Here is a 23,517-nt window from a genome sequence, read left to right on the forward strand (position 1 = left end):
TGGCTGCAACAACTGGTTACGGTCAGGGCCACTCATGTCCTTTGCGCGAAAGTCGCGTCGTTCTTCTCCCTGTCCGGGGAGCACCTCGAGGCGCCGCCTGGCGGCCGGGTCCATCGCTGGCCTGCTGCTGGCGGCTTCGCTCAGCGGCTGTTCGCCACTGCAGCACGGCTTTCTCGCCCCGGCCGGTCTCGCCGCCAGCGGCGAACGCGACCTGCTGCTGTGGATCGTCGGCCTGGCGCTGGTGGTGGTGCTGCCGGTGATCCTGCTCACCCCGCTGATCGTCTGGCGCTATCGCCACGGCAATACGCGCGCCGCCTACCGGCCGCGTTGGGAATTCTCCTGGCTGCTGGACGTCTTCGCCTGGGGCGTGCCGGCGCTGATCGTCGCGGTGCTGGCGGTGCTGGTCTGGACCCGCACCCACAGCCTCGACTCCTATCGCTCGCCGACGCCCAGCGAGGCGCCGCTGGAGGTCCAGGTGATCGGCCTGGACTGGAAGTGGCTGTTTCTCTATCCCGAACAGGGCATCGCCACGGTCAATGAGCTGGTCTTGCCCGCGGGGCGGCCGGTACAGCTGACACTCACCAGCGATACGGTGATGCAATCCCTGCTGCTGCCGCGCCTGGGCGGCCAGATCTACGCCATGGCCGGCATGCGGACCCAGCGCTATCTACAGATTCCCGCGCCCGGCCAGTTCGAGGGCCGCAATGCCCAGTACAGCGGCGAAGGTTTCCAGGACCAGCACTTCCCGATCCGGGTGCTGGCGGAGGCGGATTTCCAGGCCTGGACCCGACAGGTCGGCCAGGCCCGCGAGGCCCTGGACTGCGCCCACTACCAGGTGCTGGCCCGCCCCGGCACCCTGGAACAGGCCGCCCAGCTTCGCCTGACCCAACCTGCCCTCTTCGCCTGGGTGCTGGCGCGCTATCGCCAGGACCCGGTACCCGCCTGCGCCACCTTCCAGGGAGCCACCCATGACTGATTCCTCGGCCCTCTGGCACCTGCTGTTCGGCCGCCTGGGCTACGACGCCCTGCCCTTCTACAGCCTGATCGCCACCTGCGGCGCCAGCGTGGTGATTCTCGGCGGCCTGGCTACCGCCGGGGTGATCACCTGGCTCGGCAAATGGCGCTATCTCTGGCAGGAGTGGTTCACCAGCCTGGACCACAAGCGCATCGGCATCCTGTATGTGGTACTGGCACTGGTGATGTTCAGCCGCGGCGTGGTGGAAGGGGTGATGATGCGCACCCAGCAGGCGCTGGCCATCGATGCGCCGGGCTACCTGCCGCCGGAGCACTTCGGCCAGCTGTTCAGCACCCACGGCACCATCATGGTGTTCTTCGTCGCCATGCCCTTTCTCACCGGGCTGATCAACTTCGTCATGCCGCTGCAGATCGGCGCCCGCGACGTGCGCTTTCCGCTGCTCAACGCCATCAGCCTCTGGCTGACCGTGGCCGGCGCGGCGCTGGTGATGGTATCCCTGGTGCTGGGGCGCTTTTCCACCGGCGGCTGGAGCGGCTATCCGCCCTATACCGGCGCCGAATACCAGCCCGGCGTGGGCCCGGACTACTGGATCTGGGCGCTGACGCTGAGCTCCCTGGGCAGCACCCTCACCGGCCTCAACTTCGCCGTCACCCTCTACAAGGAAAGAGCGCCAGGCATGCGCCTGTTTCACATGTCACTGTTCAGCTGGACGGCGCTATGCACCAGCATCCTGATGATCTTCGCCATGCCGCCGCTGACCGTGGCGACCCTGCTGCTGGCCCTGGACCGCTACCTGGACTTCCATTTCTTCACCAATACCCAGGGCGGCAACCTGATGAACTACATCAACCTGTTCTGGCTGTTCGGCCATCCGGAGGTGTACATCCTGATCCTGCCGGCCTTCGGGGTGTTTTCCGAGGTCTTCGCCACCTTCTCCACCAAGCGGCTCTATGGCTATCACTCGCTGGTCTGGGCCACCCTGGTGATCGCCGTGCTGTCCTTTACCGTCTGGCTGCACCACTTCTTCACCATGGGGCAGTCACCCAGGATCAACGCCGCCTTCGGCATCGCCACCATGCTCATCGGCATCCCCACCGGGGTGAAGATCTACGACTGGATGGCGACCATGTTCCGTGGCCGCATCCGCCTGACCACACCGCTGATCTATGCGGTGATGTTCATCATGCTGTTCGTCATCGGCGGCCTCACCGGCATCACCCTGGCCACGCCGCCGGTGGACTACCAGGTGCACAACACCGTCTACCTGGTCGCCCACTTCCACAACATGCTGATCCCCGGGATGCTGTTCGGCATGCTGGCGGGCTACCACTTCTGGTTTCCCAAGGCCTTCGGCTTTCGCCTCGACGAGCGCTGGGGCCGCATCGCCGCGCTGAATTTCGGCCTGGGCTTCATCCTCGCCTTCATGCCGTTGTACGTGCTGGGCGTCTCCGGCCTGCCGCGGCGCAGCCAGGCGATCCACAATCCTGACTTCGCCCCGCTGCTCTGGGTCGCCGAACTCGGCGCGCTGATCCTGCTGGCCGCCCTGGCCAGCCTGGTGATCCAGCTGGTGGTGAGCATCCGCCGCCGCGACGGTGCGCGGGTACCGGCGGGCGACCCCTGGAACGGCCGCACCCTGGAATGGGCGGTGGCCGCGCCGCCGCCGGAGTACAACTTCGCCGTGCCGCTGCCGATCAACGACCGCGACCCCTTCACCTGGCTCAAGGAACACGGCCTGGCCTACGAGCGGCCGCGGACCTATGCCGATCTGGTGCTTCCCAAGAACAGTGCCGTCCCGGCCATCGTCGGCGCGGCGGGCTTCGCCTGCGCCTTCGGCCTGGTCTGGCATATCGGCTGGATGGCGGTACTGGGCCTGCTGGTGGCCTGGGGCGCGGTGATCGTCCGCAGTTTCCAGCGCGATACCGAGCAACTGATCTCGGCGGCGGACATCCGCTGCCAACACGAGGCCTGGCTGGATGAGGTCGCCGCGACGCGGGCGGTCAACCGTGACGAGGAAACCGGGCCCGGCAATCGCGGCCTGGCGGAGATGGGGCCATGAGTCCGCGCGATATGAACCACGCCGGCCTCAACGTCGGCGCCACCGATCACGCGACCCACGCCGAGGCCGAATACTCGCTGTTCGGCTTCTGGATCTTCCTGATGAGCGACGCCCTGGTGTTCGCGCTGCTGTTCGCCCTCTACGCGACGCTGCAGCACGCTACCGCCGGGGGACCGGTGGCCCGGGACGTCTTCGAGATCGGCAGTGTCACCGTCCAGACCCTGGTGTTGCTGGCCAGCAGCTTCACCTACGGCCTGGCGTCGCTGGCGTTGAAGTACCACGAGGGTCGCCTGTGGCTCCTGGTAACCTGGCTGCTGGTGACCCTGGCCCTGGGTCTGGTGTTTCTCGGCCTGGAGGGGCACGACTTCCTCGGCATGGCGGACCAGGGCGCCCTACCCCAGCGCAGCGCCTTTCTCTCGGCCTTCTTCGCCCTGGTGGGCATGCACGGGGTACACGTCGCCAGTGGCTGCCTGTGGCTGGTGGTGATGCTGGTGCAGCTCAGGGTGTTCGGCCTGGATACGCCGGTGAAGACCCGGCTGATGCGCCTCGGCCTGTTCTGGCATTTTCTCGATATCGTCTGGGTGGCCATCCTTTCGGTGGTCTACCTGCAGGGGCTGTTGCCATGAAACGTGACGACTATCGCCGCGAATTGACGAGCTATGGGATCGGCCTGGTACTGGCGGTGACCCTGAGCCTGATCCCCATCGGCCTGGTGCTCTTCCCGACCTGGCCGCGCGGGACCACCCTGGGCGTCATCTTCGGCCTGGGCCTGCTGCAGATCCTAGTGCACCTGCGCTGCTTCCTGCATATCAGCCTGGGTCGTTCGCACCGCCACGACCTCTATCTGCTGCTGTTCACCAGCCTGATCCTGGTGCTGATGGTGGTGGGCAGTTTGATAGTGCTGGGTGATCTCCATCACCGCATGGGTTAACAGCGGTCGCCGTCCCGAAAGACGGTGACCGGAGCGTCACCCACCTTACTGGGTGCGCGTCACCCGCCAGACGGTGTTGGCCAGGTCGTCGGCGATGATCACGCCGCCGCGCTGGTCCACCGCCACCCCGACCGGTCGGCCGCGGGTCTTGCCATCGTCGCCGAAGAACCCGGTGGCGAAGTCGATGGGCTCGCCAGCCGGACGTCCCTGCTGGAAAGGCACGAAGACCACCCGGTAGCCCACCGGCTTGTCGCGGTTCCAGCTGCCGTGTTCACCGACGAAGACCCCATCGGTGAATTGCCCGCCCACGGCTGCCGTGGAAAAGGTCACGCCCAAGGCGGCGACGTGGGAGCCCAGGCTGTAGTCGGGCTTGATGGCCGCGGCCACCTTGGCCGGGTCCTGCGGCTGGGCACGGGTATCGACGTTCTGCCCCCAGTAGCTGTAGGGCCAGCCATAGAAGCCGCCCTCGCGGATGGAGGTCAGGTAGTCCGGCACCAGATCCGGCCCGATCTCGTCGCGCTCGTTGGCCACCGCCCACAGCTGACCGCTACCGGGCTGCATGGCCAGGGCGGTGGGATTGCGCACCCCGGTGGCATAGGCCTTGTGCGCGCCGCTCTGGGCATCGATCTGCCAGATCACCGCGCGATCCACCTCGACGTCCATGCCGCGTTCGCCGACGTTGCTGTTGGAGCCGATGCCCACATAGAGGTAGCGACCATCGGCGCTCGCGGCGAGGGACTTGGTCCAGTGGTGGTTGATCGCCGCTGGCAGGTCCACCAGCTTGTCCGGCGCGCCGCTGGCCTGGGTCTGGCCCTCCTGGTAGGGGAAGCTAACCAAGGCATCCTGGTTGGCCACATAGATACGGCCGTTGGCGAAGGCCAGGCCATAGGGCGCGTTGAGATTTTCGGCGAACACCGTCTTGAGTTCGTATTTGCCATCGCCGTCGGCGTCGCGCAGCAGGGTCAGGCGATTGCCGCCCTTCACCTGGGTGTTGCCCTTGGCCTTGATGTAGCCGGCGATGACGTCCTTGGGTTTCAGCTTGGGCGCGTTGCCGCCACGCCCCTCGGCCACCAGGATGTCGCCATTGGGCAGCACCAGCATCTGCCGCGGAATGCGCAGGTCGGTGGCGATGGCGGTGATGGTGTAGCCCTGGGGAACGCTGGGCGTGCGATCGCCCCAGGGGGCCGGTTCGGCGATCTTCATGCTCGGCAGCAGGCCGCGCTGGGGTTCGGGCAGCTTGGGATCGGGGCCGCGCGCCTGGGTGTCGGCGCCGCCCTCGTTACCACAGGCGGCGAGCAGCACGGCCAGACCCAGGACGCTCAAGGCTCTTGGAGTGCTCATCGGACCGCCTCCGAACGCAGGTTGGAAAGACCGATCCAGGCAGCCACCAGGCTCAGCACCGAGACCACTGCCGAAAGGATCAGCCCGGCAGGCATTACCGCCCAGGCATCCTTGGCATGTTCGAAGGCGTTGACCAGCCCCAGCACCCAGGCCAGCAGCAGCAGGAGGAAATAGGCCACCGGCCGGCGACCGCGGAAGCGGGCACCGAACAGATTGCCCAGGGCGAACAGCAGGGCCAGCCCGGACAGCAACAGGGCGCCGGCGATCAGCCAGGCGGCGAAATTGGCCCACTGGATCTGCTGGGTCTGGTAGTAGGCGATGTCGCTGAGCAGGCCGCCGATGAACAGCGGGACGGCGCCGGCCAACAGCAACGCGTGCAGCGGGCCGGGCCGGACAGGGTGGTAATGATGGGCAGCTACGGTCACTGACGACTCCTTTTGATGACGGGACGTGGCAGGGCCGGGCAGCCACTGCGCAGCGCAAGACGCACTGAAAAGGATTGCGCGCGCCCGGGGTAAGTTCAGCCGTTTCGCCTGGCGGACACCTCTTGCAAAAGAAGAGATAATGATGGCTCGTTGCAGCCGCGACCTCTGCCTGGCGCCTGTCCGGCCGAGCCGTCCCTGCAATCCGCTGTCCGGCTGCCGACCGAAGGGCTGGACGTCACCTCCGCTACAGGAACCCCTTGCGCATGACCTCTTCCCGGTCCGTCGACCAGGCCTCCCGGCGTGCGGCCATCGTCCTCGCCTGCTGCCTGCCCAGCGACGTGCTGCTCTATCTCGTCCTACCCATGTACGCCCCGGTTTTCGGCATCACCCTGATCGAAGCCGGCATCCTGCTGGCCGCCAACCGGGTGATCCGCATCGTCGGCTATCGCTATGTGGTGCAGCTCTATGCCCGCTGCGGGGATCGCCGTAGCCTGGTGGTGGCCGCCGCGGTGGCCGCGCTCTGCGCTCTGGGCAACGCCAACCTCGCGGGCTTCTGGGCGTTGCTGGGGCTACGCCTGGCCTGGGGCCTGAGTTTCGCCACCTTCAACCTGTCCACCCAGGTATTGGCCACCGCCGACCCGGCCGGCGCCGCCCGGCGCACCGGCACCTCCCGCGCGCTGATCGCCATCGGTCCCATGCTCGCCCTGTCCGCGGGCGCCTGGCTCACCCTGCAATACGGTCCGCGCGCGGTGCTGCTGCTGAGCAGTGGAGTCTGCCTGATCGGTCTGCTGCTGGCCCTGGGGCTGCCGCGCGCCGCTCACGAGTTGCCGGCGCCTGGGCGGCGCCTGCGCTGGCCGGATCGCATCGTCACCTGGTCCTTCATCGAAGGGGTGACCCTGGACGGCCTGTTCATCTTTGGCCTGTCGGCCTTTTCCCAGGCGGTGCTGGGCGGCGACGCCGTGCTGGTGGCCGGGTTGCTGATGGCGCTGCGCTATGTGTCCGACATGCTGCTCAGCCCGCTCGGCGGCCGGGCAGCGGACCGCTATGGCGCGGCGCCCATGCTGGTGGTCTGCTCGACGCTGACCGCACTGTTCCTGATCGCCTTCGGCTGCCACTGGCTGATCCTCGGCGCCGGCGGCGTGCTCATCCTGCGAGCCTTGCAGATCCCGCTGGTGGTGACCCTGGTCGCCGCCCGCCATCCCGGCCAGGCCCGGCTGCCGGCGCTGGCCTCCAACGCCATGTGGCGCGACGTGGGTGCCAGCGTGGGTCCGCTGCTGGCGGGCGTGCTCATCCCGCTGGTGCCTTCGACCCTGTTGTATCCGCTGTCCGGCCTGGCCATCCTGGTCAGCTCCTTGGCGTGCCTGAGCGTGAAGCCGGCGCGCGAATGAGGCTGCAGGCCCTGGCACTCCTCCCTTGCGGACGGGTGCCAGGGCGGCCTTGGGCTACTTGCCTTTGGCCTGCAGCACCGGCTCGCTGACGCCCTTGACGCCCACCAGGGTCAGGCTGGTCAGCAGCACGTTCTGCGGTCCTTGGTAGGCGTCAACCGGCTTGTACCACTCCGCCAGCGAGTGGGCACTGCCGCCCTCCCCGCCGCCGCTGATGGTCATGGCCGGCACGCCCAGGGACATGGCGGTATTGGAGTCGGTGCTGCCACCGCTCAAGGTGACCTTGGCGCCGTTGGTAACGGCGGCGATGGAGCGCTGCGCCGTCTGCACCATGGGCGAATCCTCCGCCGTGCCACCAGCCGGACGATCACCGATCAGCTTGATGTCGACCGAGATCTGATCGGTGTCCCAGCGCTGGTTCTCCTCCTTCACCGCGTCCTGCACCAGGGCCAGGATCTCCTTCTCTTCGGCCAGCAGCGCGGCCTCCTCGTTGGATCTCATGTCCAGGGTCAGGCGCGCTTCGCCGGCGATGGCGTTGACCGAGGTGCCGCCCTGCACCGTGCCCACGGTAAAGGTGGTCTTGGGTTCCTTGGGCGGCCGCACCTCGGCGATCTTGGCGATGGCGCGACCCATGGCGTGGATGGCGCTGGGTCGACCGAACTCGGCGAAGCTGTGGCCACCCGGGCCCTTGAAGGTCATCTCGTAGCGGTGGCTGCCGGTGCCGCGATTGACGATCCGCCGCACGTCGATGCCGTCCACCGAGATGAAGCCGTCGATGCCCCGGCGATCCTTGAACAGGGCCTTGACCCCGCGCAGGTTGCCCAGCTCCTCCTCGCCCACGGTGCCGACGAAGATCAGGTCGCCCACGGTCTCGATGCCGCTCTTGTTCAGGGCGTCGATCACCGACAGCAGGGCCGCCAGGCCCCGGGCGTCATCGCCGATACCGGGGCCGTAGGTCTTGCCGTCCTTTTCCTTGAGGGTCAGGTCGGTGCCCTCGGGAAACACCGTATCCAGGTGCGCCGAGACCACCAGCTGCGGACCCTGGCCGCTACCCTTGCGGGTGGCGATCACATAGCCTTCCGGGGCGATGCTGGCGTCCTTCAGGCCCAGCTCCTGGAAACGCTTGAGGTAATACTCGGCGCGCACCTTTTCCTTGAACGGCGGCGCGGGAATCTGGGCGATGTGCTTCTGTTCCGTGAAGGTGCGGCCGTCATCGGCGCGCAGCGCGTCCAGCGCCTTGGTAACCCGGGCATCGGCCTGGACGGCGGACAGGGAACCCTCGACGCCCGGCGCGGCGGCCAGGGGCAACGCCAGGGTGGCGGTCGCGGCGGTAAGCACTAGAGCGGAAAAGCGGTTGGCCAAGGCCGAACGAGCAAAAGACATCTGACACTCCCATTGCCTGGATTGGTATTCCGATCGGGTGAAATCGTCTGACGAATGCACCCCTGCCTGACCCTAGGGGTGTAGGAACGAAAGGTCAAAGCACGGGGCGCTATCGGATATGTAGCGTCGCTCAGGGTGCTTCTCTGCGCTCAAAGCGGCGATGGCGACGACGTCTCGGCGCGTCTGCCTCCCCAGGGCGTCTTGAGGTGGCGAGCTCGCTCGCGGGCGCTAAGCTGACTGTCCACCAGCAAGCCTTCTCCGGTCAGGAGCCACACCCATGAGACTTTCCAGCCTGGATCATCTGGTCGTCGTGGCCCCGACGCTCGCCGCGGGCGCCCAGTACGTCGAACGCAGACTTGGCGTGGAGATGCAGCCGGGCGGCAAGCATGCGCGCATGGGTACCCATAACCTCTTGCTGCGCCTGGGCGATGCCTATCTGGAGGTCATAGCCCCTGACCCGGACGCTGCCCCGCCCACCAGAACGCGCTGGTTCGGGCTGGATGCTCTGGAGGCCGATGCCGAGCCCCGCCTGGCCCACTGGGTGGCCAGGACGCAGGGCTTGGCTCAGGCGGATGCGCGCCTCACGCAGACCTTCGGCACTATCGAATCGATGAGCAGAGGCACGCTTTCCTGGCAGATATCGATCCACGCCGATGGACACTTGCCGCTGGGAGGGATGCTACCCAGCCTGATCGACTGGGGCGACGCCGAGCCCCCCGCGCGAGGACTGATCGACCGGGGCTGTCGCGTGCAGCGCCTTGAGCTCAGGCATCCCGATGCCGTGGTGCTCGGGCAGCAGCTCGAGGCGATCGGCTTTTCCGGGCCCGTCGCGGTGATACCTGGCGAGGGACCGGGCTTGCTGGCCTGTATCGAGACACCAACGGGCCTCAAGACGCTTTGATGCCGGGCCCTATGGCGGCCAGCCCGCTCGCCCGCTCAGGCCGGTACCACGAGGCCCTTGGCGCGGTAGGCATCGATATCGATCCCGTACGCACCCGAGGGCTTCACCGCACGGACGCTGATCAGACGGTCAGCGGCATCGAGCGGATTGCGCGCCAGATCCAGCACTCGCTCCAGGCGCGGCTGCTTGTCCGCATCCAGCACGACCAGGACCCGCGGCTTCAATTTGCTGCCGGCGTCGAAGCCGATGATGATCCCCACCTCCCCAGTACTCAGCTCGACGATCTCACCCGGCGGATAGACACCGATCAGCTGGATGAAGGCCAGGACGACGGTTTCGTCGAATTGCGTGCCCCGGGCTTCGAAAAGGATGCGCAAGGCCTCCAGACTGGAACGGCCCTCGCTGTAGGCCCTGTCGCTGGTGATGGCGTCGTAGGCATCCACCACGGCGATGATCTTGGCCTTGAAGGGGATGCGCTGCGCCGGCAGCTGGCGGGGGTAGCCCTTGCCATCCATGCGTTCGTGGTGGGTATGGGCGACGTCGACGGCGGCGGGCGGCACCTCGCTGTTGCCCATCAGCAACTGATAGCCGTAGGTGGTATGGGCCTGCATGATGCGAAATTCTTCGTCGGTCAGGCGGCCTGGCTTGTTGAGGATCTCGTCGGGCACCTTGATCTTGCCGACGTCGTGCAGCATGCCGCACACCCCGAGCTCTTCCAGTTCCAGGGGCAGCATGCCCAGCGCCTTGCCCAGGGCGATGGCATAGAGCGAGACGCGCAGGCAGTGCTCCGCGGTGTAATGGTCACGCTGCTTGATGCGCGCCAGCCAGAGGCTGGCCGCGGGATGCTTGAGCACGCTCTCGACGCACGCCCCCACCGCACGCCGCACCTCGCTGACGTCGAGTTCCTGGCCGAACTTGACGGCGTCGAGCAGGCGCATCGACACGGCACGGGCCTCCCGCCACACCGGTTCGGTGGCCTTGACCGCCTCCCGGTAGTCGATGGCATAGGTCTTGGTCTGCTCGCCTGCCGCCAGGTTGGCTGCCAGCGGGGTCACCGAACGGCTCTGCCGTCGGTCCACCCAGACGAACTCGCAGGTGTCCTGCAGGGCGCGGAGGTCGTGCACGCTCTGGATGGGAAAACCCTGGAACAGGAAAGGCGTGCCTGCCCAGGGCCGATCCAGTTCGCTGACATACATGCCCAGCTGCAACTGGGAGACTGGCAGTCTGATGCTGTATTCGGGCAAAGCCATAGTGTTTCCAGGAGCGCCTCGGTGGACGTGGCTAATTAGATATTGCACTAACCATTAATAGCAAGAAGCCACCATTCCCAAAAGACCCAAGACCGTCCTCACCGACGAGCCGGCAGAAATCAGTCGTCAGAGGTAATTTATCTGACCTTAGCTGTGCCAGGCAGGCCCACACCGCGAATCGTCGGCCTCAGGGATAGTCGCCTGGCGGCAGTGGACGGGCCGAGTGGTTCAGGCGCGCAGCCCGCTTTGCGCGCCCTGCCCCTCATGCCAGCTTGAAGCGTCGCACCAGCGTCTGCAGTTCGCCGGCGAGCTCGGACAGCTGCTCGCTGGCACCCACGGTTTCGCGGTTGCCATCGCTGGTCTGTACCGAGAGATCGCGGATGCTGATGAGATTGCGGTCGACCTCGCGGGACACATGGGCCTGTTCTTCGGAGGCGGTGGCGATCTGCAGGTTTCGCTCGTCGATCAGGCGCACGGCCTGGAGGATGTCGCTCAGCGCCGCGCCGGCTTCCTGGGCCACCGCGTAGGTGGCCTGGGCCTGGGTGGTGCTGAGCTGCATGGAATCCACGGCCTCGGCCGAGCCCTTCTGGACCGCCTGGATCATCTGCTCGATCTCGCGGGTCGAGGTCTGGGTGCGATGCGCCAGGGCGCGGACCTCGTCGGCGACCACGGCGAAACCGCGACCCTGCTCGCCCGCCCGGGCGGCCTCGATGGCCGCGTTGAGCGCCAGCAGATTGGTCTGCTCGGCGATGGAGCCGATCACGCTGAGCACCTGGCTGATGTCCTGGGCCTGCCCGGCCAGGCCTTCGACCTGCACCGAGGTGGACTGCACCTGCTGGGTGAGGCGCTGCATGGCGTCGAGGGCCTGGCCGACCTTGGCATTGCCGCTTTCCGCTGCCGCACTGGATTCCCGCGCAGCCTGGGACGTGGAGGACGCGTTGCGGGCCACCTCCTCTACGGCGGCGCTCATCTCGGTGACCGCGGTGGCGGCCTGGTCGATCTCGGCGTTCTGGCTCGCCAGGGCACGACTGGCCTGGTCGGTGACGGCGTGCATGGTGCGCGCGGTCTCGCTCAGGCGGCTGGAAGAATTGGATATGCCGTGCAGGGTGTCCTTGAGGTTGTCCTGCATCTGCGCCAGGGCGCGCATCAGACCGGCGGCTTCGTCCTTGCCGGTCGGATCGATCTTGCCGGTCAGCTCGCCCTGGGCGATGGCGTTGGCCACGGCCAGGGAAGCGCCGATCGGCTGGGCCAGGCTGCGGGTCAGGCGCCAGGCCAGCAGCAGGGTCACCAGCACCGCCAGCAGCATGATGCCGACCACGATGCTGACGCTATGGTCATAGATGCCCGTCGCCACTTCCCCGGCACGACGGGCGCCTTCGCTGTTGAATTCTCGCAGGCGGGTCAGTTGCTCCTGATAACCCTCGGCCCGCTGGCGCTGCTCGCCATTGGCCAGCTTGAGGGCCTCGGCGCGGTCGCTGGCCGCCAGGGTCACCACCCGATCCAGCCCGTCCAGATAGCCTTTCATCTGCAGCGCGGCCTGGTCGAGGTTGGTGCGTTCCTCGGGGGTGGAGATCAGGTGGTCACGGTAATAGGCGGTCCGGGCGTTCATCAGATCCCGATTCACCTGGATCTGCCGGGTGGCGAGGGCCAAGGCGGCGCTGTCTTCGCTGGCCAGCAACCGGATGCTTTCCAACCGGGTGTGCAGCAGCGCGATCTGGATGTCGTCGGTGGTCTGGACGCTCGCCAGCCACTCGGCCTCCATCGCCTGCTCGGTGGCGCGCAGGGCCTTGAGCTGGACCAGGGCGAAGGCGCCGAGCAGCATCACGAACAGGGTGACCGCACCGAAGCAGAGGGTGGCGCGGGGGGCGATGCGTAGCTGACGAAGGTTCAAGACGGGCTCCTTGGATCGGCGGAAGGCGATCCTCTAAAGCCCGTATCGACTGACCAATGTCTTTCTTTAGCGCGTCAGCGATTGGCGCGACAAGAATACTGTGGAGGTTGTCCAGCGGCTGTACGGCGCGTCGCAACGGCCTAGCCGCGTGACGCCTCCAGCCGCTCCACCATCTTGACCAGTTCCGCCAGGGAGCCGGCCTGCAGCTTGCGCATGAGGGCCGCGCGGCGCACCTTGACGGTGATCTCGCTGACGCCCAGCTGAGCGGCGATCTGCTTGTTGAGCAGCCCGGTCACCACCCGCGCCAGCACCGCGCGCTCACCCTCGCTGAGGGTATCGAGGCGGGTCTGCAGGTCCTGCAACTGCCGGCGCCGGGCATGGGCGTCCTGGGCCTTGCGCAGCGCCTGGTCGATGGCGTCGAGCAGGTCCTGGTCGCGGAACGGCTTGGTGAGGAACTCCAGGGCGCCCTGCTTCATCGCCCGGACCGACATGGGGATGTCGCCATGGCCAGTGATGAAGATGATCGGCAGCGCCAGGCCCCGGCGCTGCAATGCCTGCTGCAGATCCAGGCCGTTCATGCCAGGCATGCGCACGTCCAGCACCAGGCAGCCGGGCTCGTCCAGCCGGGCCCGGTCGAGGAAGTCGGCGGCCGAGACATAGCTGCGGGTGTTGAGCCCCACGGACGCCAGCAGGTCTCCCACGGCGGCGCGCACCGAGGCGTCGTCGTCCACCAGGTGGACCAGGGCGGGCTGGGTTTGCTCGGTCATGGTTGCGGGTCCTTGGGCAGGCTGCAGTAGACCCCGGTGCCACCTTCCGGCAGCGAGGTCGCCCAGATCCGCCCGCCATGGGCTTCGACGATGGAGCGACTCAGCGCCAGTCCCAGGCCCATGCCCTGTTCCTTGGTGGTGTAGAAGGCCTCGAACATCTGCTCGCGCGCTACCGGCGTCAAGCCACGACCGCTGTCTTCCACGCCCAGGCGGATGGCACCGGCGGTGTCCTGCCCCACCTGGATGACCACCCGCCGCTGCTCGGGCGCCACCCCTTCGAGGGCGTCCAGGGCATTGAGCAGCAGATTGAGGATCACCTGCTGCAGCTGGCTTTCGTCGGCCAGCAGCGGCGGCAGGCCTTCCTGCAGGCGTACCTCCACGGCGACCTGGCGCTGGCTCAATTCGGCGCGGACGAAATCTAGCACCTTCTCCACGGTATCGGCGACGTTCAGCCAATCCTTGGCCACCTGCGCCTGGCGCACCAGGCTGCGCACGCGGGCGATCACCGCGCTGGCGCGATGGGCGTCATCGATGACCCGCTGCGCGGCCTGCACGGCGCGCTCCACCTGCGGTGGCTGGTTGCTCAGCCAGCGCTGGCAGGCATTGCCGCTGGCGGCGATGGCGGTAAGCGGCTGATTCACCTCATGGGCGATGGACGCGGCCAGTTCACCCAGCTGGCTCAGGCGCCCGGCCTGGACCAGCCGGGCGCGGGCCGCATCGGCGGCGCGCTTGGCGGCCTCCAGCCGCAACGACAGGGCCGCGACCGCGACGATGGCCAGGAGGCTGATGATGCAGTTGACCAGTCCCGCCTCCTGGTCCCCGCTCCGGGTGGCGACATAGCTGCAGAGCACCAGCAGCGTGCAGCCCAGCGCGGTGATCGTGACCCCGCGCGCCGACAGAAAGCCGGCCGCCAGGAGCACCACCACCACCTGGAAGACGCCGATGGCGATCTCCCGGTCGGTGAAGGTGTCCAGCAGGGCGATGCCCAGCGCCAGGGCGCAGAGGCCCCCTAGCCGCAGCCAGTGGGTGGTGGTGGCGAAGGGTCGTCGATCCATGGCCAGTCTCTCGTTCGTGGTCGCGTGTACGTCCCAGAGCGGCTTACAAAACGTGGCGAGCGGCTGTCAGGCGGGTGCGCGCGGCGCGCAGGAACCGCAATGTATGGGTGATACATGAGGATTCCGGGCGCTGCACGCGCCCGTCTGGCGGACGCGCAGTCGTTTTATTCGTCGCTCTTAGCCCGGATTTTCCAGGCTGAACATATCGGCCGCCTGATCATAGGCGAAGAGTTCACCATAGCGCCCCCACTGGATGGCGCTGCCGAGGGTGCGGGCGGCGTCGGCTTCGTCCATGAAGTCCTCCAGCTCGTCGCGGAAACGCCGCGCCGGCGCCGTGTGGCCCTGGCGATCGTCCAGCACCCGGCGGATATGGGCCACCAGGGGCACGAAGTTGAGCAACTGGCGGGCGAACAGCTGCTTGCGCACGTCCACCCCCGCCTCGACGTAGGCACGCCCGGCCGGCAGCAGGCGCAGATCGCCACCTTCGAGGACCGCCAGGCGCAGCAGTTGCAGCACCTCGGCCAGGGGAAAGAGTTCGTCGAGCGCATAGCCCAGCCCGCCGGCCAGTTCCGGCAGGTCGGCGCGCCCATCGTAGGGTGCGGCCTGGACCGCCTCTAGCAGCCCGGCCAGGGCGTTGGTCGATACCGTCGGCAGCCGCATGCCCAGGCCATTGCCGGGAACCCCGCCGTCGTGGGGCGCCGGGGTGGTCTCGCCGGTCATGCGCACATAGATCTCCTCCACCAGTTCGCGAAAGGCCGGATCGTGGCGATTGCGCGGCTGCGGCAGGTCGATGCGGATCTCGCTGGCGACGCGGCCGGGATTGCTGGAAAAGATCAGCACCCGATCGCAGAGCAGCACCGCCTCGGCGATGTTGTGGGTGACCATGAGGATGGAGCGGATCGGCATGCGCCCCTCGATCCAGAGGTCGAGCAGGTCGGTGCGCAGGGTCTCGGCGGTGAGCACGTCCAGCGCCGAGAAGGGTTCGTCCATCAGCAGCACGTCCGGGTGCACCACCAGGGCACGGGCCAGGCCGACGCGCTGGCGCATGCCGCCGGAGAGTTCCTTGGGATAGGCGCTCTCGAAGCCGTCCAGGCCGATCAGGTCGATGGCGGCCAGGGCGCGGCGGCGACGCTCGTCCAGCGGCACGTGCAGCGCCTCCAGGCCGATCTCGACGTTCTGCAGCACGGTCAGCCAGGGAAACAGGGCGAAGCTCTGGAACACCATGCTGACGCGGGCGCGCTGGCCGTCGTCCTTGGGCGGGAAAGCGACGGTGCCGCCGCTGGGGGTGAGCAGCCCGGCGATGGATCTGAGCAGCGTCGACTTGCCCGAGCCGGAGCGACCCAGCAGGCCGACGATCTCGTTTTCGTGCAGGGTCAGGGACACTTCGTCCAGCACGACCCGGGCCGGGCCGCCGGCGTTGCCATAGAGCTGGCGGACGTTCTGGACGTCGATCAGGGGACGGGAATTCAGCGCGGTCAGGTTCATGGCGTTTCTCCTATCAATCGAGCCGCAGACGCCGCTCGGCGTAGGCGTACAGGGGCCGCCAGAGCAGCCGGTTGAAGCCGAGTACGAAGATCGACATCACCACGATGCCCAGGGCGACCCGGGGGAAATCCCCGGCGGTGGTCATCTGTGCGATGTAGGCGCCCAGGCCATGGGCCTCCAGGCGTTCATTGCCCCAGCTCACCACCTCGGCGACGATGCTGGCGTTCCAGGAGCCGCCCGCGGCGGTCAGGGCGCCGGTGACGTAGTAGGGAAAGATCGCCGGCAGGGCCAGCTGCCGCCACCACTGCCAGCGCCTGAGGCCGAACAGCCGGGCCGCTTCGCGCAGGTCGTTGGGCAGCACGCTGGCGCCGGCGATGACGTTGAACAGGATGTACCACTGGGTGCCCAGCACCATCAGCGGCGACAGCCAGATGTCCGGATCGAGGTGGAAGCTGACGATGCCCACCACCGCCACCGGGAACAGCACGTTGGCCGGAAAGGCGGCGAGGAACTGGGCCACCGCCTGCAGCCGCAGCGACCAGCCCGGGCGCAGGCCGATCCAGACGCCGATGGGTACCCAGATCAGGCTGGCGACGGCGATCAGCAGCAGCACCCGGGCCATGGTCAGCAGCCCCAGGCCGAGTACCGAGACCGCTTCCACCCAGTAGACGTCGGCGGCGATGAAGCTATACAGCGCATAGTAGGGCAGCACCAGCAGCAGCGCGCCATACCAGAGCACGTCCAGCCCGCGCTGCAGCCAGGCGCGGCGTTGCGGCGCCAGGTGCCCGTGCGGCCAGGCGCGGCGGATCCGTGGGGTGGCGAGCTGGGCGCAGAAGCTGCCGAAGCCACCCAGCATGCGGCCCAGGCGCGCGCGCCGGACCAGGTCGTAGACCCAGGAGCGCGGTACCTGCTGGCTGGCGGTCTGCTCGACGCGGAAGCGGTCGGCCCACGCCACCACCGGGCGGAAGAACAGCTGGTCGTAGACCAGGATCACCAGGCCCATGGCCAGCACCGCCCAGCCGATGGCGGCGATGTCCTGCCGGGCGATGGCCAGGGCCAGCCAGGAGCCGATGCCGGGCAGGTCGATGGTGTTGTCGCCCACGGTGATGGCTTCCGAGGCCACCACGAAGAACCAACCGCCGGACATGGACATCATGGTGTTCCACACCAGGCCGGGGATGGCGAACGGCAGCTCCAGGCGGAAGAACCGCCGCCAGGGGGACAGCCCGAACTGGCGACTCACCTGCTGCAGGTCCTCGGGCACGGTGCGCAGCGACTGGTAGAAGCCGAACGCCATGTTCCAGGCCTGGCTGGTGAAGATGGCGAACATGGCCGCGCACTCGGCGCCCAGCTGGCGACCCGGGAACAGGCCCAGGAAGAAACTGACGGTGAAGGTCAGGAAGCCGAGGATGGGCACCGACTGCAGGATGTCGATGGCCGGCAGGATCAGCAGCTCCGCCTTGCGACTCTTGGCCGCCAGGGTGGCGAAGACGAAGGTGAACAGCAGCGAGGCGCCCAGGGCGATGAACATGCGCAGGGTGGTGCGCAGGGCGTACTCGGGCAGTCGCGCCAGGTCCAGGGTCATGGGATCGGCGTCGAGCACGGCCAGGGGCGCGCGCATCTCGGCGACGCCGTGCCAGATCAGCGCCAGGGCGATCAGCCCGAGTGCCAGGCAGAGGGCATCGGCCCACAGGGAGGTGGGACGTTGCCGCAGCGAGCGCGGCGCCACGGCGGGGGTGTAGAGGCCAGGAAGGGTCTTCATGGCGTACCTCTTCGAATGGGGGCCTTGGGAGAGTGGCCGGCCCTGCCGCGCAGGGTCCGGCCACCGGGCTAATCTAGGCTGGCCACCCCGTCCAAGCCATTGAAACGATGGACGTCTGGCTATACCAAGGTATATCCCTTCGAGGCCTGCCCTCGCCGGCTGCCATGCGCGCGAGGACGTGCCCGGCCGGAGCAGAAGCTTCATCTCGCTGTCATCGTCCCGACATCTGCCGCCGGCATCGTCTGCCGCAAATGAGATCGATCTCAAACGAGGCCGGCATGACCGATCTGAAACAGGTAGCGCAACAGGCGGGGGTCTCCCGGGCCACGGCGGCGCGGGTGTTCGCCACGCCCGAGCAGGTGCGCGAGAGCACCCGACAACGGGTATTGGACGCCGCGCGCAGGCTCAATTTCCGCCCCAACCTGCTGGGCCGCCAGCTGCGTCAGCAGAGCACCCGGCTGATCGGCGTGGTGGTGCCCAGCCTGCTCAACCCGGTGTTCGCCGAACAACTGCAGGCCATGGAGCGCACCGCGCGCAGCCAGGGCTATTCGCTGGTGATCGCCACCACCGACTACCAGCCCGAGCGCGAAGCGGCGGTGGTGGAGGAGCTACTGCGCCAGCGCGTCGCTGGCCTGGTACTGACGGTGGCCGACGCCGACCGCAGCGAGGTGCTGGCCGAGCTGAGCCAGGAGCGGACGCCTTTCATCCTGGCCTATCACGAACCCCAGCGTCCCTATGCGGCGGTGGCGGTGGACAACCGCCAGGGCATGGCCATGGCCACCGAGCACCTGCTCGACCTGGGGCACCGCCGCATCGCCCTGGTCTCGGGACCGGCCCAGCAGTCGGATCGCAGCGAGCGCCGTTTCGCCGGCTATTGCCAGGCGATGGCCGCCGCCGGCCTGCCGACGCTGCCGCGTCTGGAGCTGGCCAGCCACACCGACGCCGACTGGGCGGAGCTGGCGCCGCTGCTGGAGCGTCACGCCCCAACCGCCCTGCTCTGCACCAACGACCTGCTGGCCATCAGCGTCATCGCCGAACTCCAGCGCCACGGGGTGCCCGTGCCTGCCGACCTCTCGGTAGTGGGCTTCGATGGCATCGCCATGGGCGCCCGCCTCGAACCCAGCCTGTGCAGTGTCATGCAGCCGCTGCAGAGCCTGGGCGCCGTGCTCGTCACCGAATTGCTGGCGCTGATCGCCGGCAGCGCCATCCACCAGAGGTGTCTGCCCTGCCTCGTCCGTCCCGGCACCAGTGCCGGCCCCTTGAAGGAGCCCTACCGATGAAATCCCGCTTCCCCATGCGTCGCCTCCTGGCCGGCGTCGCCCTGGCCTGCGGCCTGGCCAGCGCCCAGGCCGCCGACACCGCCATCTGCTATAACTGCCCGCTGGAGTGGGCCGACTGGGGTGCCCAGCTCAAGGCCATCGCCGCCGACACAGGTATCGAGGTCCCCCAGGACAACAAGAATTCCGGCCAGTCGCTGGCCCAGCTGGTGGCCGAGCGCGAAGCCCCGGTGGCCGACGTCGTCTACTACGGGGTGACCTTCGGCATCCAGGCGGAAAAGGCCGGCGTGCTGGCCCCTTACCAACCCAAGCACTGGGACCAGGTACCCGCTGGCCTCAAGGACCCCCAGGGTGAATGGACCGCCATCCATTCCGGCACCCTCGGTTTCATAGTCAACACCCAGGCCCTGGGCGGCAAGCCGGTGCCACAGCGCTGGGCCGACCTGCTCAAGCCCGAGTACCGCGGCCTGGTGGGCTACCTGGACCCTTCCAGCGCCTTCGTCGGCTACGTCACCGCCGTGGCGCTCAACCAGGCCCTGGGTGGCAACCTCGACGACTTCGGTCCGGCCATGGCCTTCTTCAAGCAGCTGGCGGCCAACGATCCCATCGTGCCCAAGCAGACCGCCTATGCCCGCCTGCTCTCCGGCGAGATCCCGATCCTGGTCGACTACGACTTCAACGCCTACCGCGCCCGCTACAAGGACAACGCCCCGGTGGCCTTCGTCATCCCCCAGGAAGGCAGCCTGACCGTACCCTACACCATGAGCCTGGTGAAGGGCGCGCCGCACCGCGCCAATGGCGAGAAGGTGCTGGACTACGTGCTGTCGGACAAGGGCCAGGCGCTCTGGGCCCTGGCCTATCTGCGCCCGGTGCGTGACGTGCCGCTGCCGGCCGAGGTGAAGGCACGCTTCCTGCCCGCCGCCGACTATGCCCGCGCCGGCACCGTCGACTACGGTCACATGGCGGCGGTCCAGGAAGCCTTCGCCAAGCGTTACCAGGCCGAGGTGCGCTGAGATGCAGGGCCTCGCCGTTTCCTTCGGGCGCCGCCGGGTGCCGCGCCGGCTGCCCTGGCCCGTGCTCGTCGCCCTGGCACCGGCGAGCGCCTTTTTGCTGGCCTTCTGGCTGCTGCCGCTGGCACAGCTGCTGGTGCTCGGCGCGCGTCCGGACGCCGCTGGCAGCTCCGGCTACTGGCAGGTGCTGACCAGCGCCGGCTATCTGTCCGGACTCGCCCAGACGGTGGCCCTGGCCGCCGTCACCACCCTGGCCACCCTGCTGGTGGCCGGCATCGCCGGCTGCTTCCTGGCGCGTCATGCCTTCGTCGGACGCAGCCTGCTGGTGGCCCTGCTGACCTTTCCGCTGGCCTTTCCGGGCGTGGTGGTGGGCTTCCTGATCATCCTGCTGGGTGGCCGCCAGGGCCTGTTCGCCGGTCTCGGCCGCAGCCTGTTCGGCGAGCCCTGGGTGTTCGCCTATTCGCTGTTCGGGCTGTTTCTCGGCTATCTCTATTTCTCCATCCCGCGGGTGATCCTCACTGTGATGGCGGCCTGCGAGACCCTCGACACCAGTCTGGAAGAAGCCGCCCGCTCCCTGGGCGCCGGACTCTTCGCCGTGGTGCGTGATGTGCTGGTCCCCGGCCTGACCCCGGCGCTGCTCTCCAGCGGCGCGCTGTGCTTCGCCACCGCCATGGGCGCCTTCGGCACCGCCTTCACCCTCGGCACGCGGCTGGCGGTGACGCCCATCGCGATCTACGACACCTTCACCAACTTCGCCAACTTCGGCGTCGCCGCGGCGCTCTCGGTGGTGCTCGGCCTCGTCACCTGGCTGGTCCTGCTGCTGGCCCGGCGCCTCGGCGGCGTCCAGGGAGACCTGCGATGAATCGACCCCTGCGCTTCTGGCTGCAACTGCTGTTCACCCTGCTGGTGGCGGCCTTCCTGCTGGTGCCAGTGCTGCTCTCGGTGCTGGCCGGCCTCACCCGCAACTACTTCCAGGGCCTTGCCAGCGGCCTCACCCTCGACTGGGTGCTGCAGGTCTGGCAGGCCTATGCGCCCACCGTCTGGCTGTCGCTGCAACTGGCGCTGGGCACGGCGGCCTTCGCGGCGGTGCTCGGCGTCCCGGCGGCCTATGCCCTGGTGCGCCTGGACAACCGCTTCGCCCGCGCCTTCGAGGAATTGCTGGTGTTGCCGGTGGCCATGCCCGGCTTCGCCTCGGCGCTGGCGCTGCTGCTGACCTACGGGCACCTCGGCGGCTTTCGCCGCAGCCCGGCGATCATCCTGGTCGGCCACCTGCTGTTCACCCTGCCCTTCCTGATCCGCCCGGTGATGGCGGTGCTCAGGCGCAGCCAGCTGCCGCTGCTGGAGGAAGCCGCGGCCAGCCTGGGCGCCGGTCCTTGGCGGAGCTTCTTCGGGGTGGTGGTGCCCAATGCCCGCGCCGGCATCCTCGCCGGCAGCCTCATGGTGATCACCCTGTCGCTGGGTGAATTCAACCTCACCTGGATGCTGCACACGCCCCTGACCAAGACCCTGCCGGTGGGCCTGGCCGACAGCTACGCATCGGCGCGGCTGGAGGTGGGTTCCGCCTACACCCTGATCTTCCTCTGTCTGATCGTGCCGCTGCTGGTCGCCCTCCAGGCCCTCAGCGCCCGCCTCTCCCGTGGAGCCCTGCGATGACCCAAGGTACCGCCGTCCGCCTGCGCCACTGCGCCAAGACCTTCGCCGGAGGCCGCCAGGTGCTGCAGCCCCTGGACCTCGACATCCACCCGGGCGAGACCCTGGTGTTCCTCGGCCCCTCCGGCTGCGGCAAGACCACCACCCTGCGGCTGATCGCCGGCCTGGAGCAGCCCGATGCCGGCGGCCAGGTGCTGTTCGACGAGCGTGACGTCACCGGCCTGCCCATCGAGCGCCGCGACGTCGGCATGGTGTTCCAGAACTACGCCCTGTTTCCCAACCTGGACGTGGCCGGCAACATCGGCTATGGCCTGAAGATCCGCGGCCTGCCGCGCGCCGAGCGGGATGCCCGGGTCGCCGAGCTGCTGGCCATGATGCAACTCGAGGCCCTGGCCGAGCGGCGCATCCAGCAGCTGTCCGGAGGCCAGCGCCAGCGTGTCGCCCTGGCCCGGGCCCTGGCGCCGCGCCCCCGGGTGCTGCTGTTCGACGAACCCCTGGCGGCCCTGGACGCCCAGCTGCGCGAGCAGTTGCGGGCCGACATCGGCGCCCTGCTGCGCGAACTCGGCACCACCGCCGTCTACGTCACCCACGACCAGCAGGAAGCCCTGGCCCTGGGCGATCGCATCGTGGTGATGGGCGAAGGCCGCATCGCCCAGATCGGCACCCCGACGCAGATCTACCAGCGCCCGGCCAGTCGCTTCGTCGCCGGTTTCGTCGGCCAGCTCAACCGCTTCGAGGTCCGCGGCCAGACCGACGCCGAGGTGGCGGTGGCCGGCGGACGCCTGCCCTGGACGGGCGCTGCCAGCACCCTATTCTGTCGCCCGGAACACCTGGAGCCGAGCGCGACGCCCGCGCACCTCACCGGCATCCTGGTCGGACACTTCTTCCAAGGCGCCCATTCGAGGCTGCTGGTGGAGGTGGGCACCGGCCAGCCGCTGCTGGTGGACACCGCCCAGCCCCTGCAGGCGCAACCGGGCGACCTGCTGCACCTGAACGTGCGCCCCGACGCCCTCTTCACCCTCGCGTCCTAGGAGATCCCCATGCACGCGCCCTTCCTGCTGGCCCAGCTCAGCGACCTGCACATCAAGGCCGGCGGTCGGCTGTCCTACGGGGTGGTCGATACCCTCGGCGCCCTGCACCTGGCGGTGGACCGCCTCAATGCCCTGCAGCCGCGCCCGGATGCCCTGGTCATCACCGGCGACCTGGTGGACTTCGGTATCCCCGAGGAGTACGCCACCCTGCGCGAGGTGCTGGCCGAGCTGGCCATGCCCTTCTTCGTCATCCCCGGCAATCACGACGACCGCGCCGCCCTGCGCGCCGCCTTCGCCGATCACCCCTATCTGCCGGCCCAGGGCACCCTGGACTGGCAGCAGGACTGCGGCCCGCTGCGGCTGATCGGCCTGGATACCCATATCCCCGGCGAGCACGGGGGGCGTCTCGACGCCGCGCAACTGGCCTGGCTCGACGACCAGCTCAACCAGGCGCCCGCGCAGCCGACCCTGGTGCTCCTGCATCACCCGCCGTTCCCGGTCGGCATTGGCCATATGGATCGCATCGGCCTGGCGGGGGGCGCCGAGCTGGAAGCGGTGATCCGCCGCCATCCCCAGGTGGAACGGCTGCTCTGCGGCCATCTGCACCGGCTGATCCAGCGCCGCTTCGGCGGCACCCTGGCCTGCGTCTGCCCGGGCGTGTCGCACCAGGTCGACCTGGACCTGCGCGAGGCGGCGCCGTCGCGCTTCCGCCTGGAACCGCCGGGCCTCCTGCTGCATCGCTGGGCGGACGAGGCCCTGGTGACCCACCATCTGCCGCTGGGCAACTATCCCGGGCCCTATCCCTTCTTCTCCGCCGACGGCCAGTTGCTGGACTGACGCCGCCCCGTTTCGGGTCCTGGGGTAGCAAGGCGGCGGCAACTGCGACCCAGGCTGGTGCAAAAGGTAACGCCGGTGCCGGACTGCCCTGACCCGCGGCCCAG

At 68.3% G+C, this 23,517-nt stretch carries 21 protein-coding genes, 1 other RNA gene and 1 pseudogene; 12 read left to right on the forward strand and 11 right to left on the reverse strand.

Annotated elements, in window-relative coordinates; all coding sequences use genetic code 11:
• Positions 1 to 34 precede the first annotated feature (34 nt).
• Genes RCF34_RS02175 through RCF34_RS02190 form a run of 4 tightly spaced genes read left to right on the forward strand, consistent with a single transcriptional unit; the run spans position 35 to position 3,963 of the window.
• Positions 35 to 976, forward strand: a complete 942-nt coding sequence (locus RCF34_RS02175) for a ubiquinol oxidase subunit II (RefSeq protein WP_308706692.1) — start codon at positions 35 to 37, stop codon at positions 974 to 976.
• Entirely contained in the window at positions 969 to 3,032 is a 2,064-nt protein-coding gene (locus RCF34_RS02180) for a cbb3-type cytochrome c oxidase subunit I (protein ID WP_308706693.1), read from the forward strand. The genes RCF34_RS02175 and RCF34_RS02180 overlap by 8 nt, the downstream gene beginning before the upstream one ends.
• Positions 3,029 to 3,658 (forward strand): cytochrome c oxidase subunit 3, encoded by a 630-nt coding sequence (locus tag RCF34_RS02185; RefSeq protein ID WP_308706694.1) that lies wholly within the window; start codon positions 3,029 to 3,031, stop codon positions 3,656 to 3,658. The genes RCF34_RS02180 and RCF34_RS02185 overlap by 4 nt, the downstream gene beginning before the upstream one ends.
• Complete coding sequence (locus RCF34_RS02190) at positions 3,655 to 3,963, forward strand: cytochrome C oxidase subunit IV family protein (protein ID WP_308706695.1); 309 nt, start codon at positions 3,655 to 3,657, stop codon at positions 3,961 to 3,963. Before RCF34_RS02185 ends, RCF34_RS02190 begins: the two co-directional genes overlap by 4 nt.
• A 45-nt stretch (positions 3,964 to 4,008) precedes the next feature.
• Here the strand turns inward: RCF34_RS02190 and RCF34_RS02195 are convergent, their stop codons facing one another.
• Together RCF34_RS02195 and RCF34_RS02200 are read right to left on the reverse strand one after the other, a co-directional pair.
• Complete coding sequence (locus RCF34_RS02195) at positions 4,009 to 5,304, reverse strand: sorbosone dehydrogenase family protein (protein WP_308706696.1); 1,296 nt, start codon at positions 5,302 to 5,304, stop codon at positions 4,009 to 4,011.
• The gene (locus RCF34_RS02200; RefSeq protein WP_308706697.1) at positions 5,301 to 5,729 is read right to left on the reverse strand and encodes a DUF2231 domain-containing protein; all 429 of its coding nucleotides are present in this window, start codon (positions 5,727 to 5,729) and stop codon (positions 5,301 to 5,303) included. Before RCF34_RS02200 ends, RCF34_RS02195 begins: the two co-directional genes overlap by 4 nt.
• 263 nt (positions 5,730 to 5,992) lie before the next feature.
• On the opposite strand from RCF34_RS02200, the gene RCF34_RS02205 reads away from it, so the two are divergent.
• Positions 5,993 to 7,117 carry an MFS transporter gene (locus RCF34_RS02205; protein ID WP_308706698.1) on the forward strand — a complete coding sequence of 375 codons (1,125 nt, stop codon included), beginning with the start codon at positions 5,993 to 5,995 and terminating at the stop codon, positions 7,115 to 7,117.
• Between the two features lie 54 nt (positions 7,118 to 7,171).
• Here RCF34_RS02205 and RCF34_RS02210 read toward each other — a convergent pair whose 3' ends face one another.
• Entirely contained in the window at positions 7,172 to 8,497 is a 1,326-nt protein-coding gene (locus RCF34_RS02210) for a M20/M25/M40 family metallo-hydrolase (protein WP_308706699.1), read from the reverse strand.
• Positions 8,498 to 8,774: 277 nt separating this feature from the next.
• Between RCF34_RS02210 and RCF34_RS02215 the strand changes: the two genes are divergently transcribed.
• Positions 8,775 to 9,398: a VOC family protein gene (locus RCF34_RS02215; protein WP_308706700.1), complete on the forward strand. Its 624-nt coding sequence runs from the start codon at positions 8,775 to 8,777 to the stop codon at positions 9,396 to 9,398.
• 35 nt (positions 9,399 to 9,433) lie between these two features.
• On the opposite strand, the gene RCF34_RS02220 is transcribed toward RCF34_RS02215, so the two are convergent.
• The 8 genes and pseudogenes from RCF34_RS02220 to RCF34_RS02250 all read right to left on the reverse strand — a co-directional run bounded on the left by RCF34_RS02220 (position 9,434) and on the right by RCF34_RS02250 (position 17,608).
• On the reverse strand, positions 9,434 to 10,648 hold the full coding sequence (locus RCF34_RS02220) for an HD-GYP domain-containing protein (protein WP_308706701.1): 1,215 nt from the start codon (positions 10,646 to 10,648) through the stop codon (positions 9,434 to 9,436).
• Between the two features lie 262 nt (positions 10,649 to 10,910).
• A complete protein-coding gene (locus tag RCF34_RS22905) occupies positions 10,911 to 11,795 on the reverse strand; it encodes a methyl-accepting chemotaxis protein (protein WP_374941156.1) in 885 nt (294 codons plus the stop codon).
• Positions 11,769 to 12,539 (reverse strand): annotated as a pseudogene (locus tag RCF34_RS22910) (MCP four helix bundle domain-containing protein); the annotation flags it as partial. The gene RCF34_RS22905 and the pseudogene RCF34_RS22910, both read right to left, overlap by 27 nt.
• Positions 12,540 to 12,679: 140 nt before the next feature.
• Entirely contained in the window at positions 12,680 to 13,306 is a 627-nt protein-coding gene (locus tag RCF34_RS02230) for a response regulator transcription factor (RefSeq protein ID WP_308706703.1), read from the reverse strand.
• Positions 13,303 to 14,361, reverse strand: a complete 1,059-nt coding sequence (locus RCF34_RS02235) for an ATP-binding protein (RefSeq protein ID WP_308706704.1) — start codon at positions 14,359 to 14,361, stop codon at positions 13,303 to 13,305. Before RCF34_RS02235 ends, RCF34_RS02230 begins: the two co-directional genes overlap by 4 nt.
• Before the next feature lie 40 nt (positions 14,362 to 14,401).
• A non-coding RNA gene (locus tag RCF34_RS02240) (sX9 sRNA) lies at positions 14,402 to 14,477 on the reverse strand.
• Between the two features lie 61 nt (positions 14,478 to 14,538).
• On the reverse strand, positions 14,539 to 15,846 hold the full coding sequence (locus tag RCF34_RS02245; RefSeq protein WP_308706705.1) for a nitrate/sulfonate/bicarbonate ABC transporter ATP-binding protein: 1,308 nt from the start codon (positions 15,844 to 15,846) through the stop codon (positions 14,539 to 14,541).
• 13 nt (positions 15,847 to 15,859) lie between these two features.
• Positions 15,860 to 17,608: an ABC transporter permease subunit gene (locus tag RCF34_RS02250; RefSeq protein WP_308706706.1), complete on the reverse strand. Its 1,749-nt coding sequence runs from the start codon at positions 17,606 to 17,608 to the stop codon at positions 15,860 to 15,862.
• A gap of 278 nt (positions 17,609 to 17,886) precedes the next feature.
• Here RCF34_RS02250 and RCF34_RS02255 point away from each other — a divergent pair, with 278 nt between their 5' ends.
• The 6 genes from RCF34_RS02255 to RCF34_RS02280 are packed head-to-tail and all read left to right on the forward strand — an operon-like array spanning position 17,887 to position 23,413.
• Positions 17,887 to 18,888, forward strand: a complete 1,002-nt coding sequence (locus RCF34_RS02255; RefSeq protein WP_308706707.1) for a LacI family DNA-binding transcriptional regulator — start codon at positions 17,887 to 17,889, stop codon at positions 18,886 to 18,888.
• Between the two features lie 14 nt (positions 18,889 to 18,902).
• The gene (locus RCF34_RS02260; RefSeq protein ID WP_308707510.1) at positions 18,903 to 19,898 is read left to right on the forward strand and encodes an ABC transporter substrate-binding protein; all 996 of its coding nucleotides are present in this window, start codon (positions 18,903 to 18,905) and stop codon (positions 19,896 to 19,898) included.
• 1 nt (position 19,899) lies between these two features.
• Positions 19,900 to 20,757 (forward strand): ABC transporter permease, encoded by an 858-nt coding sequence (locus RCF34_RS02265; RefSeq protein ID WP_308706708.1) that lies wholly within the window; start codon positions 19,900 to 19,902, stop codon positions 20,755 to 20,757.
• Positions 20,754 to 21,548 carry an ABC transporter permease subunit gene (locus RCF34_RS02270; RefSeq protein WP_308706709.1) on the forward strand — a complete coding sequence of 265 codons (795 nt, stop codon included), beginning with the start codon at positions 20,754 to 20,756 and terminating at the stop codon, positions 21,546 to 21,548. Before RCF34_RS02265 ends, RCF34_RS02270 begins: the two co-directional genes overlap by 4 nt.
• Positions 21,545 to 22,576: an ABC transporter ATP-binding protein gene (locus RCF34_RS02275; protein ID WP_308706710.1), complete on the forward strand. Its 1,032-nt coding sequence runs from the start codon at positions 21,545 to 21,547 to the stop codon at positions 22,574 to 22,576. The genes RCF34_RS02270 and RCF34_RS02275 overlap by 4 nt, the downstream gene beginning before the upstream one ends.
• 9 nt (positions 22,577 to 22,585) lie before the next feature.
• Entirely contained in the window at positions 22,586 to 23,413 is an 828-nt protein-coding gene (locus RCF34_RS02280) for a phosphodiesterase (RefSeq protein ID WP_308706711.1), read from the forward strand.
• The last annotated feature ends 104 nt before the right edge of the window (positions 23,414 to 23,517 follow it).

It is taken from the genome of Pseudomonas sp. 102515 (assembly GCF_031085165.1).
Lineage (GTDB): Bacteria > Pseudomonadota > Gammaproteobacteria > Pseudomonadales > Pseudomonadaceae > Chryseomonas.

Excerpts from the sequence above, each read along its gene's own strand:
- RCF34_RS02245 (WP_308706705.1), bottom strand. The coding sequence starts at position 15,846 with ATGAACCTGACCGCGCTGAATTCCCGTCCCCTGATCGACGTCCAGAAC.
- RCF34_RS02230 (WP_308706703.1), bottom strand. The coding sequence starts at position 13,306 with ATGACCGAGCAAACCCAGCCCGCCCTGGTCCACCTGGTGGACGACGAC.
- RCF34_RS02175 (WP_308706692.1), top strand. The coding sequence starts at position 35 with ATGTCCTTTGCGCGAAAGTCGCGTCGTTCTTCTCCCTGTCCGGGGAGC.
- RCF34_RS02180 (WP_308706693.1), top strand. The coding sequence starts at position 969 with ATGACTGATTCCTCGGCCCTCTGGCACCTGCTGTTCGGCCGCCTGGGC.
- RCF34_RS02255 (WP_308706707.1), top strand. The coding sequence starts at position 17,887 with ATGACCGATCTGAAACAGGTAGCGCAACAGGCGGGGGTCTCCCGGGCC.
- RCF34_RS02220 (WP_308706701.1), bottom strand. The coding sequence starts at position 10,648 with ATGGCTTTGCCCGAATACAGCATCAGACTGCCAGTCTCCCAGTTGCAG.
- RCF34_RS02280 (WP_308706711.1), top strand. The coding sequence starts at position 22,586 with ATGCACGCGCCCTTCCTGCTGGCCCAGCTCAGCGACCTGCACATCAAG.
- RCF34_RS02215 (WP_308706700.1), top strand. The coding sequence starts at position 8,775 with ATGAGACTTTCCAGCCTGGATCATCTGGTCGTCGTGGCCCCGACGCTC.
- RCF34_RS22905 (WP_374941156.1), bottom strand. The coding sequence starts at position 11,795 with ATGCGCGCCCTGGCGCAGATGCAGGACAACCTCAAGGACACCCTGCAC.
- RCF34_RS02195 (WP_308706696.1), bottom strand. The coding sequence starts at position 5,304 with ATGAGCACTCCAAGAGCCTTGAGCGTCCTGGGTCTGGCCGTGCTGCTC.
- RCF34_RS02235 (WP_308706704.1), bottom strand. The coding sequence starts at position 14,361 with ATGGATCGACGACCCTTCGCCACCACCACCCACTGGCTGCGGCTAGGG.
- RCF34_RS02210 (WP_308706699.1), bottom strand. The coding sequence starts at position 8,497 with ATGTCTTTTGCTCGTTCGGCCTTGGCCAACCGCTTTTCCGCTCTAGTG.
- RCF34_RS02260 (WP_308707510.1), top strand. The coding sequence starts at position 18,903 with ATGCGTCGCCTCCTGGCCGGCGTCGCCCTGGCCTGCGGCCTGGCCAGC.
- RCF34_RS02270 (WP_308706709.1), top strand. The coding sequence starts at position 20,754 with ATGAATCGACCCCTGCGCTTCTGGCTGCAACTGCTGTTCACCCTGCTG.
- RCF34_RS02185 (WP_308706694.1), top strand. The coding sequence starts at position 3,029 with ATGAGTCCGCGCGATATGAACCACGCCGGCCTCAACGTCGGCGCCACC.
- RCF34_RS02265 (WP_308706708.1), top strand. The coding sequence starts at position 19,900 with ATGCAGGGCCTCGCCGTTTCCTTCGGGCGCCGCCGGGTGCCGCGCCGG.
- RCF34_RS02205 (WP_308706698.1), top strand. The coding sequence starts at position 5,993 with ATGACCTCTTCCCGGTCCGTCGACCAGGCCTCCCGGCGTGCGGCCATC.
- RCF34_RS02190 (WP_308706695.1), top strand. The coding sequence starts at position 3,655 with ATGAAACGTGACGACTATCGCCGCGAATTGACGAGCTATGGGATCGGC.
- RCF34_RS02250 (WP_308706706.1), bottom strand. The coding sequence starts at position 17,608 with ATGAAGACCCTTCCTGGCCTCTACACCCCCGCCGTGGCGCCGCGCTCG.
- RCF34_RS02275 (WP_308706710.1), top strand. The coding sequence starts at position 21,545 with ATGACCCAAGGTACCGCCGTCCGCCTGCGCCACTGCGCCAAGACCTTC.